General features: G+C 42.0%; 9 protein-coding genes, 1 tRNA gene and 1 pseudogene. 2 read left to right on the top strand and 9 right to left on the bottom strand.

Features of this window, described 5'->3' with window-relative positions; genetic code table 11:
- Positions 1-203: 203 nt before the first annotated feature.
- From WKF69_RS08935 to WKF69_RS08945, 3 genes are all read right to left on the bottom strand, one after another.
- Positions 204-386, bottom strand: a complete 183-nt coding sequence (locus tag WKF69_RS08935; RefSeq protein WP_340381256.1) for a spore protein — start codon at positions 384-386, stop codon at positions 204-206.
- A 26-nt stretch (positions 387-412) separates the two neighbouring features.
- Positions 413-483, bottom strand: a tRNA-Cys gene (locus WKF69_RS08940).
- 51 nt (positions 484-534) lie between these two features.
- Complete coding sequence (locus WKF69_RS08945; protein ID WP_340381257.1) at positions 535-1,278, bottom strand: RNA methyltransferase; 744 nt, start codon at positions 1,276-1,278, stop codon at positions 535-537.
- On the opposite strand from WKF69_RS08945, the gene WKF69_RS08950 reads away from it, so the two are divergent.
- Positions 1,269-3,653 (top strand): BamA/TamA family outer membrane protein, encoded by a 2,385-nt coding sequence (locus tag WKF69_RS08950; RefSeq protein ID WP_340381258.1) that lies wholly within the window; start codon positions 1,269-1,271, stop codon positions 3,651-3,653. The genes WKF69_RS08945 and WKF69_RS08950 overlap by 10 nt on opposite strands.
- Before the next feature lie 98 nt (positions 3,654-3,751).
- On the opposite strand, the gene WKF69_RS08955 is transcribed toward WKF69_RS08950, so the two are convergent.
- Both WKF69_RS08955 and WKF69_RS08960 read right to left on the bottom strand, forming a co-directional pair.
- Entirely contained in the window at positions 3,752-4,312 is a 561-nt protein-coding gene (locus WKF69_RS08955; protein ID WP_340381259.1) for a hypothetical protein, read from the bottom strand.
- Positions 4,309-6,624 (bottom strand): patatin-like phospholipase family protein, encoded by a 2,316-nt coding sequence (locus WKF69_RS08960; RefSeq protein ID WP_340381260.1) that lies wholly within the window; start codon positions 6,622-6,624, stop codon positions 4,309-4,311. Before WKF69_RS08960 ends, WKF69_RS08955 begins: the two co-directional genes overlap by 4 nt.
- A gap of 301 nt (positions 6,625-6,925) precedes the next feature.
- On the opposite strand from WKF69_RS08960, the gene WKF69_RS08965 reads away from it, so the two are divergent.
- Complete coding sequence (locus tag WKF69_RS08965; protein WP_340381261.1) at positions 6,926-8,350, top strand: DUF1080 domain-containing protein; 1,425 nt, start codon at positions 6,926-6,928, stop codon at positions 8,348-8,350.
- Positions 8,351-8,378: 28 nt separating this feature from the next.
- On the opposite strand, the gene WKF69_RS08970 is transcribed toward WKF69_RS08965, so the two are convergent.
- The 4 genes and pseudogenes from WKF69_RS08970 to WKF69_RS08985 all read right to left on the bottom strand — a co-directional run.
- Positions 8,379-8,789, bottom strand: a complete 411-nt coding sequence (locus WKF69_RS08970) for a response regulator (protein ID WP_340381262.1) — start codon at positions 8,787-8,789, stop codon at positions 8,379-8,381.
- Between the two features lie 131 nt (positions 8,790-8,920).
- Positions 8,921-10,411 (bottom strand): family 43 glycosylhydrolase, encoded by a 1,491-nt coding sequence (locus tag WKF69_RS08975; RefSeq protein ID WP_340381263.1) that lies wholly within the window; start codon positions 10,409-10,411, stop codon positions 8,921-8,923.
- A gap of 189 nt (positions 10,412-10,600) precedes the next feature.
- Complete coding sequence (locus WKF69_RS08980; protein ID WP_340381264.1) at positions 10,601-12,295, bottom strand: RagB/SusD family nutrient uptake outer membrane protein; 1,695 nt, start codon at positions 12,293-12,295, stop codon at positions 10,601-10,603.
- Between the two features lie 44 nt (positions 12,296-12,339).
- A pseudogene (locus WKF69_RS08985) lies at positions 12,340-12,892 on the bottom strand (TonB-dependent receptor); the annotation flags it as partial.

Genomic DNA, 12,892 nt, shown 5'->3' on the forward strand with positions numbered 1-12,892 from the left:
ATGCATGTCATCCCTGCTAAAGCAGGGACCCCATAAGTGCCCTTATCAGATCGCTACCGCATTTAATGATAAACACCCGGCATTGAATTTTTAATTGTCTTGGGAGAACGTCGAATGTGCTAAAATAATTTAGGGCAAAAAAAATCCCGACCATTTTATTGACCAGGATCTTTCAAATAAATAAAACTTGTTACTCCTCAAAATTACTTTTTAGCAGCTGATTCGATAGCAGCTAATACAGCATTGTTCTTGCTGATCTGACTTTTAGGAGATTCTGCTGAACGGCTTCCGGTTTCAATGTTCCGGCCTAATTTCAAAAATTGAACCTCTAAACGCGAAGTGGTCTTATTTTTTCTGTCTTTTCTCTTTAAACGTGTAACACCCATGGTTTTAAATTTTAATTTTTTTGTTGAGGTCAGGACCGGATTCGAACCGGTGTAAAAGGTTTTGCAGACCTCTGCCTAGCCACTCGGCCACCCGACCTTTTGTAAAGGACTGCAAAAATAGCAATTTATTATTGCTCCCCAACAAATTTTACGAATTTCTTCGCATTTCAGAGCAAAATATAGATGCGCAAATAGCTACATTGAGCGATTCGGCCTTTCCAAACCTTGGGATTGTTACCGGATGGCTAATGTAGGTAATTATCTCAGGCCGGATTCCGTTTCCTTCATTGCCAAGGATCACAATACCTTCGACATCAAAATTGGTTTGATAAATGGACTTTCCATGCAGTAAAGCGCCGAATACCGGAAGGGGGCAATCTTGTAGAAGCTTTTGAAGATCTGTGTACTCCACCTGAACTCGTGAAAGAGAACCCATTGTTGCCTGAACAACTTTAGCGTTGTAAACATCGACCGTATCTTCGGAGCATATCAATCGATTAAAGCCAAACCAGTCCGCCGTCCGGATGATGGTCCCCAAGTTTCCCGGGTCCTGTATTCCATCAAGTGCAAGTGTAAATGAACCTTTCAGCATTTGCGGTGTTAACACTCTAGTTTCTGGAATTTTAATCAGGGCCAGCAGTTGCTGTGGAGTAGTTAAAGCACTTATTTTGGACAGTTCGGAGGTGCTAATTTCTACCTGCTTTATATTGTGTGATAATTTACCCAACTTTGGCATTACATTTTCAGTGTAAAAGATGGTGTCTATTACATATTCTGAATTAATAAATTCTGAAATGGACTTTAAGCCTTCAGCTGTAAAAAGGCCGTGTTCCTTCCGGAGTTTTTTTTGCTGTAACGATTTTATAAAACTTATTTGAGACTTTGAAATCATATTCTATCTGCCGTAGTTCCTCACTTGCAAGTATACTGCTTTTGATCATAATTCTATCTGCCTGTAACGCTACAAGGTTTATACCGGATGACCAGGCGCTTGTTAAAAGTGTGAAGCTGGATAGTGTCAGCGAGGAGTTCGAAGCCAAAGCCCTCACATTTGTTCAGAATGATATTCGGCCTAACTCCCGGCTTAATCTGGCCTTATACAATTTGTTAAATACAAAGAAGGGTAAATATCGTACCGATCGGGTGCGCGCTATTGGTGAAGCCCCACATTTGCTTGACAGCTCATTAGTAGAAATCTCCAGGCTACAGATCGAGAAGTTTTTAGCTACAAAAGGTTATTTCAAAGCCAAGGTTAAAAGTGATATCCTAGTAGAGGATAAAAAAGCCACGATCACTTTTACCGCAGAACAGGGCCCTGAATTCAAGGTCAGCACTATAACTTATGAAATTCCCGATTCAGCGGTGTCAGCTCTTTATCAGGCAAACCGTAGCAGTTTTACCAAGATGAGGGAAGGGCAACGGTTCGACTCTGATTCCCTGGCATACGAAAGGGAGCAGATATTCAGACTAATGAAGAAGAATGGCTACTATGATTATGTCAGACAGTTTGTAAGGTTTGACGTAGACAGTAATTTAAACAACAGCCAGGCAAAAGTAATTCTGTATCTCGCGAATCCGACAGATAAAGACGCTCATCCGGTATATACTATAGATAATAGCTTTATCGGGATTCGTAATAGCAGTGGTTTAACGGACAGCCTCCTGGTGGATACTTTGACTGTCGATACACAATTTCGCTTTACCGATCATTCCGGTAAGTTTAAGCCAGAGCCAATAACCCGTTATATCTACATAAAGAAGGACGATATTTATAATATCAACAAAGAAGATCTAACCTATGATCGTCTGTACGATCTGAATGTTTTTCGAACCATCAAAATCGATTATGCCAAGACCAGCGACAGTACTAACCGTCTTCAGCCACGTTACGACATTGTACCCTTAAAGCGGATGAGCAATCGGGTGGAAGGGGAATATACTTTTAATTCGGGCCGAAATGGATTTAATATCGGTGATACCTATACGAACCGAAACCTCTTTGGTGGTGCCGAGCTCCTTGAAATAAAGGCCAAATATGGGGTGCTTTTTGATGCTAATGCGAGCGGAAATCTAATTGACAAGATTTTTAGCCGGGACCTTCAGCTTGGCGTCAACCTGGTTTTGCCAAGGCTTCTGGTACCTTTTCCTATTCCAATGTTGGGCAAGAATGGTATACCCCATACGACAATATCTACTAGTCTTCAGTTATTTGATCAAAAGAAGGCATTTACAAGCAGGGTATTTATTAATTCCATTACCTATGACTGGGTAGAGACAAAGTACAAATTGCACTCCCTGACCCCGATAAATATTGAATTCAGAAAGGGCAGGCTTGATCCTGTTTTCAGGGACACGCTTAGGGCAAGGGGTTATGAACTATATGTAAGAACGAATAATCGGGCTTTCTTTAACCTGGGAAGCCAATACGCATATACGCTCAATACGGTGAGGCTTAATACCTATACGAACTTTATCTATTTAAGAGGGGCCATTGATGCGGCGGGAAATACCCTCGGGCTATTTGGCAATGTTTTTAACTTTAAGGAAGACTCGACAGGGGCAAAGACAATATTTGGTCTCCCGTATCAGCAGTACGTTAAGACCGAGGCCGATATCAGGTTTTATAGATCACTTGGCGGAGAAAAACAATTTATATTTCGGTTAAATCCGGGCATTGGAATACCTTATGGAAATAGTGAGCAATTGACTTTTGAAAAGAACTTCTTTGCTGGAGGTTCAAGCGGAGTTAGAGCCTGGCAGGCCAGGACATTAGGGCCGGGGAATTACAACAGGGCTTCGCTTGGTACTGATGAAAAGGCAAACACGCTAAGGCGGAACTTAAGGAATCTGGATCAGCTTGGGGAATATAAGCTGGAAGGAAACTTAGAGTACCGGTTTAAGATCGCAGATAACATACTTAACGCAAAGGTCAAGGGGGCGACTTTCGTCGATTTTGGAAACGTATGGAGGAAACCCTCTCAAGCCAGCATGATTGAAAATCCTGGAGGAGAGTTCAAGTTTAATAAATTTCTAGGTCAGATGGCTTTGGGAACCGGAGCTGGCTTGCGGTTTGATCTGAATTACTTTGTTTTCAGATTTGACCTTGGAGTTAAAGTCAAGGATCCTCAGTTTAAAGGGTCTGACCAATATGTCATTAAGTATCTGTTAAGCAAAAAGAAAGAATTTAAAGAGCGATATGAAATTACCAACGCTCCGGATGTGTACAGGTTTGTGCAGTATAATTTTGGGATAGGGATGCCATTTTAACGAGTTGAAAGTTGAAAGTGGAGAGTTGACATTGTCCACAAAGCGGCTATAGCAAAAACGTTGTACTGGCAACTAACAACCAACAACTAACAACCAATCTAGAACAATCCTTTCAATCCATCAAATACGGTATCAAAAAACGTTGGGATGCCTAGTCCATTTTTGGAATTGAAGATCAAAAAGGCAACCAGGATAATTCCGCCAATGATAATGAACTTCCGGAATAGGGTGGCTAAAACTATGATTCCAAGCGGTATCAGAATTAACACCAGCCAGTTCACTTTGTAGGGACTTAGATTATCGTCCTTTTTGTAGATATAATACAGCTTCCCATGTGTTCCCGTTTCATTCTCATGGCGCAGGTATAAAAAAGTCGATTTATCGATAGGCTGAGGGGCTACTGCAACCCCATCATTAAATTTCAATTCCTGCTGAAAGCCATTAATGCTAAATTGAAAAGTTCCATTCAGGTTTTCAATTGGCTTCTCATTTTCGTCAGCCGCGATAATCGCGATCTTGTTATTCTTCAGCAGATTTTCTTTAACTACAAAATTATTCACTGCAACAAACTGAACAGTTGCAGTGTCAGTCTGTGCGTAAACTCCGCTGGCGGTAATGAATACGAAGAAAAAAAATACGTAAAGTCTTATATTTTTCATTCAAATGATCGTTTATTATAAATTAAAAAACCCGCATGGAACATAATTCCGAATCTTTTTTCATCATCGTCGTAATGGTTTAAGCTTAAGCTTAACGGGCCTGCCAATGTATGAAAAACTAAACCACCCGTTGCAGCTAAATAACTTTTCGCAAACAGCTTTCCGTAGCCTACCGACTGCAGCTTGTTAAGTTCAAATTCTTCCAACGGTTGAAAGATATAGAATTCAGCTCTGACATCCAGATTTTTAGTCATTTTAAAAACATTCTTGATGCCAAGGGCTCCGTAGGTATTCGCCCGGAATTTTTCGAGATATAGCGATTTAGAATCCTGCAAAGGATAAAAGGCCGGGGCGCTCAGAAGGGTTGCTTTAAAAGTGCTGAAAGCAGGCTTGTCGCTGATAACAAATTCTGTCAGGTATCCGAAGGAATATCTGTTATTGTTAATTGCGTATTGTTCCCTGCTTAGTTTTGCTTTGAACCAGTTACGGCTTTCGCGGCGGGCGCCAACGGGGCTAAAATTCACTTCATCCCGGAGTATATTACCAGGACTATAATCTTCTGTCCCGTTGTACAGATTTATCCCCACCTGGAACGAGGAGCCGGAACTTGCATACATCCTGCGATTAAGCAAATTTTTACTGAAATTCAGGGAAGCCATAAACCCGTGATAGCTGCCTTGATCGAGAATATCGCCAAACTGGAATCTCTTGTTAGGACTATATTTATCCTCGAAGCTGATAAATCCTGTTTGAAGCTCAAGCTTCCCATTATTACTCAGGGGCATTCCTAATTTCAATGCAGATCTCCTATCTGATTGTTCAATGAAGATAGGGTCTACATTTTCAATGAATATCTGGCTTTTGTTAAAGTAGTTCCAATGGTTGTATGTAAATTCAGCTTCGAGGTAAATGGGTAATCTTCCGGGAATATCCATACGGGTCATTCCCTGTGCAGACTCGTAAAAGCCACCCGAGTAGAAATTAGCTGAAAAGGTGTAGGAGTTTATGCGCAGGTAGTTATACTGCAAGCCAACGTAAGCATTACTGATAGGCCGTGTAGAAATAGCCCCACCAAAATCTAGTTTAAAGTTCTTCTGACGCTGGACCTGGAGCTCAAAATTGTAACCATCTGCTTTAGTTTCACGCTTGATCCTTGGATATACCGTTTCAAAATTATCGTCGGCAACCAACTTATAATAGCCGGGTTTAAGCTGTTCAATAGTTGGGTTTTGTATTATGGAGCTGGTTATAACGGTTTCTACATATTTTTGCTGCCTGGAATTCACGCCGGTAGCGACGATTTCATCAAATACAAGCTCCGACTTGCGATTTTTGAATTCTGTTCTTTTTTGCAAAAGCTCGTCGGGACTTATTCGCCGGCTGATAGATCTTTTAATTTTATCCATGTCAGCAATGGTTGCGTCGTAACCTCTTTTTATGAGTTCGGCAACCGGAGAAAAATTAGTAATGCTGAATCCGACCAGGTTGGGTTGAATGTAAGATCCGTTCTTACCAATAGCCGTCGAATCGGATTTGGAAAGAAACATATAAACCAGAAAGCGATTCATTAATTTTTCATCGTTCTCCTTAGGGTAGTCATTAAAGATCTTGGAAGAAACATTTGAGCCTATGATGTAATCAGGCTGAAAATCTTTCTTCAGTACATCTACTGGGAAGTTATTATACAAGCCCCCATCGAAAACGTACTTATCATTCACTTTCACAGGCCGGTAAACGAGCGGGACTGCGAACGTTCCACGTATGGCTTCAATCAGGTTGCCTTTTGAAACCGGAATCATCTCCTGTGACAGCACATCTGCTACGATACACCTGAAGGGTACCAAAAGGTTATTGAAATCATCTCCGGCGTTCACTGTGGCCTGGCCGAATAGCTCCAGCAGCGCGAAGTTTAAGGGGACATCATTGATAAGATTGGATCTAAACTTAAAATTAAAGCCGGTATCTACTTGTAATTTGGCACTTAAGAAAGATGGGTTTTCAGGCTTTTTATTAAAGAAATACCGGTAGTTGTTTTTAAAACTACCGCTGACCCAGTCCTGGAAATCAGCGCTGAGCGCTATTTTTTCTATTTCGACAGGTGAGTAGCCCGAAGCATACATTCCGCCAACTACACCGCCCATTGAAGTCCCGACGATATAGTCGATAGGGATATCATTCTCCTCAAGAGCTTTAAGAACGCCAATATGAGCAAGGCCTTTTGCGCCGCCGCCACTGAACACCAATCCAACTTTCTGCGCGTTTGCAGAAAAGAATTGAATTAAAATCAGAATGGTTACAGCAAGCCTTTTCATAATCTCCCCACACAAAAATAATCTTTTTACATCTTTATATTGAGATAATTCAATATACCTAATGTTACAATACGGAGAAAACCAGGCTGTTGTTACATCAAATGTTCTAATTCAATAATCCTTCACTTTGGGGATGCTGGGAAATTTTACAAAACGATGAAGCATCATAATGTTATTTTAAGACATAAAACTATCATTAAAAGGTGATTAAAACCTTGATTTTAGAAACCAATTGCAACAATGCTACTACAGGCAACTGGTCTAAAGCATAATGTTCCTGAAATAAATATATTGCAAGATATTGGAAAATATATCGATCTCAGGTAAAGCAGGAATTAGTACTTTTAATAAATTTATAGCTAATATGAAGTCAGGATCATTCTTATTGTTCGCAATTATTTTAACATCCTTAACAGCGTCAGCACAAAAGGACGGAGGGTGGACGAAGCTATTCAATGGCAAGGATCTTAGCGGTTTTAAGCAGCTTAACGGAAAAGCGAAGTATGAAGTTAAGAATAAAGAGATAGTTGGTACCACAGTTTCTAATGAGCCAAATTCTTTTTTGGCTACTGAAAAAGAGTATGGAGATTTTATTATGGAACTTGAGCTGTCCGTACATCCGGAAATGAATTCCGGGATACAGATCAGAAGCCTGAGTAAACCTGATTATATGAACGGGCGGGTGCATGGATACCAGATTGAAATTGATCCATCTTCTCGCGCCTGGAGCGGCGGGGTTTATGATGAAGCAAGAAGGGGCTGGTTATACCCGATGGAACTTAATCCAGAAGGGAAAAAGGCTTTCAAAAATAATCAATGGAACAAATATAGGATAGAAAGCATTGGCAATACGATAAGGACCTGGGTTAACGGTATTCCAACTGCTCATGTTATAGACGCAGAAAATGCAAGTGGTTTCATCGCATTACAGGTTCACGGTATTCCCAAGACGGAAGAGCCGGGACACCAGATACGCTGGAGGAATATTCGGATCAAAACCACCAATTTAAAGCGGTCGCCAACCGATAAAATATACGTTGTAAATATGGTGCCTAATAATCTCTCAGCCCAGGAGAAGAACAACGGGTATGCTTTGCTTTGGGATGGGAAAACTACAAATGGGTGGCGCGGAGCCGGCCGTGATAAATTCCCGGAGAAAGGTTGGCAGATCAGTGATGGTAACCTCAGCGTTTTAAAATCGGGTGGAGGAGAAGCTGTACATGGCGGCGATATCGTTACGGAAAAACAGTTCAGTGCATTCGAATTGAAGTTTGATTTCAAGCTAACTGAAGGTGCTAACAGCGGTGTAAAATACTTCGTAACAGAGAAAGAAAAAAGTACTGGTTCAGCTATCGGGCTGGAGTATCAGGTGCTTGATGATGAACGGCATCCGGACGCAAAGCTGGGAATTGAAGGAAACCGTACAGCCAGCGGACTCTATGATCTTATAAAGCCCCTGAAACTGCCGACTTCTTTAGTAAGAAAGATAGGTGTGTGGAACCAGGGCATTATCCGGGTATATCCAAACAATAGGATTGAGCACTGGTTAAACGGATTTATGGTTGTTGAATACCAGCGCGGTTCTCCTGAGTACCTGAAATTGGTCGCAGGAAGTAAATATAAGGTGTGGCCGGACTTTGGAATGGCACCAGAGGGTAGGATTTTATTCCAAGATCACGGTGATGCTGTTTCGTACAGAAGTATTAAAATAAAGGAGCTAAAATAATTTCTATTCAGAAATCCGTTTAACAGTATTACGCGGACAGCTTTAGCTCTACTTTATTAATTAGATTCACGATGTCAAACGGTTTCTCCAGGAAATCGTCCGGCTTGCAGTTTTTCTTTATAAACTCTGCCAAATTGTGGCTAGCCGAAATCATAATGATTGGTATATGAAGCGTGTCGTCCGTATTCTTGATATTGTTACAAATCTCTCGTCCATCCATATTCCCCAACATCACATCTAATATGATGAGGTCCGGATTGAATTCCGAAATATGTTCAAATATTTGCTGACCGCTTGACATTAATTCCACCTCATATCCTTCGGATTCCATGATCAGCCCTATCACTTCTAATATATCCAGATCGTCGTCTACAATTAATATTTTTCTCTTTTTCATCACCTTGTTCTTCATAACTACAGCATAAATTGCAAAGATCATACCATATAATGGATCGATGCTGCTTTTTACTGTGTGGGATAAGTCACATACTGTTCGTATAGCTTATTAATCGCGACAGTTTACGTGATGGCACAAGATTCGAGGAGTCAGTTATGACATTATTTATTGACTCAATCAGGCGCACCGACCAGGGAGAAGTTTTTAAAATAAGCTTTTTGGTTGGCAGATCCGTTTGATATTGGCCCAATACGAACAGCACGATCCCAGGGGGGGAGAAAGGAACCGTCAATTTCTTTTTCCTGTAAAACCTGGTAGGTATTTCCATCTGTGCTGTAAGAAAAGGTGATGTCCTTCCCATTACTTACTTTCATAGAAAGATGAATAATTTCAGACAACGGAATTTCTCTCTCCTTTATAATCGTTTCCTTATCATCTTTAAGCTGTACTATTCTGATCTTATTTTTAAATACAGATAGCCGGATCAGGTTTCTGTCATCGCCAATTGCTGCCAAACCTGCTTCTGCTGCAGATTTTTGCAGCACCGAAATCCCGGCTTTATAGTTTGCGTTAAAGGTTTTTTGTCCGAGATATGCACCTGATTTTACTGGATTCGCATTAAGTTCGAGGATATTGTTCTGGATACTGCTGCTAACATTTTGAAAAATGCTCCATTGCCAGTTATCATTAAGTGCAGCTCCGTTAAAATCATCTTTGATCGTAATTCCAGAAGTTTTTTCTGGCGCAAGCTGATCTTTTTCAAATTCTATCCAGCCATCAGAAGTAAATTTAAACTCACTCAATAGGCCTTGCCGCCCTGCATACACATTGCTTTTATTTTCATAAGCATGATATAAGAAGTAATACTTTCCATTTTTTTCAATCGGTGTACCGTGTCCGGGGCATTTCCACTCATCGTCATGGGTAATTACCGGGTTTTTACTATACTTTTCCCATGGCCCCAGTAAGTCTTTAGCCCTTGCGATACCTGTTCCATAATTACATTTCCGGCCGCAACATGCTGCTGCGGCGTAAAAAGCATAAAAATATTCCCCGTTACGAATCATCGATACACCTTCTATTAATTCACCTTCCCATGGCTCTGTTCCTCTGAAAAGCTCTTTTTTTTCACCGGTTAGCGCGGTACGCCCCTCGTTCATTTCCTGCGCCCAAATTGGAGTAGGTTTTTTTACACTATTGCCATCTTCCTTCCATATCATAAAAAGTTTACCGTTTTTATCCCGCATAGGAAAAGCATCAATAGAACCAGCTTCCTGGCAAATTAAAGGTCCATGGTCAGTGTAAGGCCCTTCCGGCTTATCAGCGCTGGCTATACCTACACACAAGTTACCCCCTCGTTTATGTGCCGTATAATAGATATAAACCTTGCCTTTTTCATAAGATATTTCAGGCGCCCAAAAGTAGTAATCGGCCCATGCAGGTAATTGGTTGAAAACATATCCTTTTGCTTCCCACTTAATTAAATCTTTAGAAACCAGCAGTGGATAAGCAGGAAACCAGTTTGAAGAAGTAGCGCTGGCCCAATACCTATTCCCAATTTTTACAACTGAAGGATCAGGATAATCACCCGGCATGACTAATTTCTGGGCAGAAGACTGTAAGCTAATAATAGCAAAAAACAATGCTGCAAAAAATACTTTCATTATATAAAGATTAATTTAAAACGGATTTGATAATTTCTCCAATAGGATTCGGACTCAGAAAGTTAAACCCTAAGAGGACAGCGATCGTTGGCGATATCCATTGAAAGTGGTGATTATAAGATTTTCGTTTTACGTTGTTGGGCGGCAAGGGGAGCATTATATTTTATTGTAAAGTCAGTTAGCAATAGTTTACCAGCCAGGATTCTGTTGCAGCGACCCATCAGCAGATTTAGAGATCTCGGTCTGCGGAATGGGAAACAGGTACATAGCAGGCCTGAATGTATGCTGCCTAACGGGTACAATCTCATAAGTAAATGTGCCGTTCTGCAACCTGGTCACTTTCATGCCTTTTAACATCCTGTTATCTGTCTGCTCAGCGATCTTCCAGCGGCGTACATCCCAAAACCTGTGCTCTTCATAAGCCAGCTCCACGCGGCGTTCGTTGCGTATCCGCTGGCGCATCTTTTCCTGGCTGAGTCCTGCCGGCAGCTGGAAAGGCAACAAACCGGCCCGCTTTCTAACCAGTTCTACTGTGTTATATACCTCCGGCGTTGGGCCCTGGAACTCATTCAGCGCTTCTGCCTTATTCAATAAAATTTCTGCATAACGCATAAGCGGAAAGCAGCGTTGGGTACTTGGAAAACTGCCTACATTTATCGAAGCATCATCCAGCATTTTGAACACATAATAGCCTGTTTTTGAGCCGCCGTCGGGCGAGCCTGTATTCGTATATACTACAGCTGGTTTACTGGTGTTCCGGTCAAGGCGTATACCTCCGTTAAATAAAACGGTGTATGCCAAACGCGGATCCCGGTTGAGATAGGGATTGGCCGGATTATAACCTGACGTTGGGTCGGAGATAGGTTTGCCGTTTTTCATTTCAAAGTCATCTACCAGCTCCTGATACGGAAATGCATTGGCGCTGCCTCCGCGGGATGAGGGGTCGTAAAAAGTCTCAAGAGTTTTGTTTATTGCCGCCATGCGTGCCAGAATATATTCTGAGTTTTTGCGAAGTGTGAACACCTTGTAAAAACCATACCCGGGGGCTGTGGCATTATCCTCATTTAACTGGTAAATGCCCATCTGGATCACAGCATCGGCTGCCTGTGCCGCCTTCAGCCATCGGTCGTTGCTGGCAGAGGGATACCCGGTTATGGCCTTCAGCCCGGCATCCGTAGCAATTCCCCCGCCGTTGAAGAGGGGGCTTGCGGCATAAAGCAGCATCCTGGCCTTTAATGCCAGGCAGGCACCTTTGGTAATGCGTCCGTAATCCTGCGATACCTGCTCTAAGGGAAGCAGAGCGGCTGCAGCATCACATTCTGCAGTAATATAGTTAACGCATTCTTCATACGTATTTCTTTTTCCAGGAATTCCATCTTGAGTACCATAAATATTTTCTCCTATCAGTACCACGCCTCCTAAATGCTTTACTAATTGGAAATAATACCAGGCCCGCAAAAAACGGGCCTCCCCAATTACACGAGATTTCAGGCCCGCCGACAAGGGGGAATTGGGCACATTTTTAAGAAATATATTTACTCTGCGAATATTGGCATAGCATGGGCTCCAAACATCATCCCTTGTGTTAATAGCACTGATACCGCTTGTCGCCCATTTGATAAATTCTTGTGCGGCGCTAATTAAGCTGGCCTCCGCTTCATCCGAAGCTGCGGTCAGGCCGGCGCCACTGTAACGGTCATGTGCAGCAAAATTGCCTATGTCTGTGTAAATACCTACCAAAGCATCCATGGTTCGGGCACTATCTGCAAATACACTGGCTTCGTTCAGATCGCTGGTTTGGGTTTTTTCAAGAAAGTCTGTTCCCTTTTTGCAGGACGATACCATGGCCATGGCCAACAGGAAAGAGAAAAATAAGGTTTTCATATATTTTAATTAATTCACATAAGATTTCTTTATCCCATATTCGCCTAAAAGCCTGCCTGTATACCAAAATTGAATATCCGGCTGTTCGGGTATGCACCGCCCAGGCTTCCGGAGGCTACTTCCGCATCCTGCTGGTATTTATCATAGTTATTGAGTGTGAGTAAATTATATCCGCTGGCATATACCCGCACACTACTCATCTTCACAGGTTTGAGCCATTTTTCGGGCAATTTATAACCCAGGTCTACTGATTTTAAACGGACAAACGAGGCTTCGATCATCCAGAAATCTGAAGCGAAAGACCGGGATGAGTTAATGCTCGATGCAGAAGTGGTCAGGCGATGAAACTTTGCCGTACCAGCGGTTTCGGGGGTCCATCTCTGCAAGTGTATGGGCTGCAGATTCGACACAAAAGGCTCTATTCCTTCGGCTATGATCCTGAAGTTGTAATCAAAAGATCCCTGGAAGAGGACAGCAATATCAAAACCCTTGTATCCCAGGCCCAGGTTCAGGCCTGCAGTTGTGGTGGGCAGATTGGGTTTACCGATCACACCCTGGTCAAATTCATCAATAACTTTATCTCCGTTAAGGTCTTTA

Source organism: Daejeonella sp. (assembly GCF_037719425.1).
Taxonomy (GTDB): domain Bacteria; phylum Bacteroidota; class Bacteroidia; order Sphingobacteriales; family Sphingobacteriaceae; genus Daejeonella.

Excerpts from the sequence above, each read along its gene's own strand:
- WKF69_RS08935 (WP_340381256.1), bottom strand. The coding sequence starts at position 386 with ATGGGTGTTACACGTTTAAAGAGAAAAGACAGAAAAAATAAGACCACT.
- WKF69_RS08945 (WP_340381257.1), bottom strand. The coding sequence starts at position 1,278 with ATGATTTCAAAGTCTCAAATAAGTTTTATAAAATCGTTACAGCAAAAA.
- WKF69_RS08955 (WP_340381259.1), bottom strand. The coding sequence starts at position 4,312 with ATGAAAAATATAAGACTTTACGTATTTTTTTTCTTCGTATTCATTACC.
- WKF69_RS08960 (WP_340381260.1), bottom strand. The coding sequence starts at position 6,624 with ATGAAAAGGCTTGCTGTAACCATTCTGATTTTAATTCAATTCTTTTCT.
- WKF69_RS08970 (WP_340381262.1), bottom strand. The coding sequence starts at position 8,789 with ATGATCTTTGCAATTTATGCTGTAGTTATGAAGAACAAGGTGATGAAA.
- WKF69_RS08975 (WP_340381263.1), bottom strand. The coding sequence starts at position 10,411 with ATGAAAGTATTTTTTGCAGCATTGTTTTTTGCTATTATTAGCTTACAG.
- WKF69_RS08980 (WP_340381264.1), bottom strand. The coding sequence starts at position 12,295 with ATGAAAACCTTATTTTTCTCTTTCCTGTTGGCCATGGCCATGGTATCG.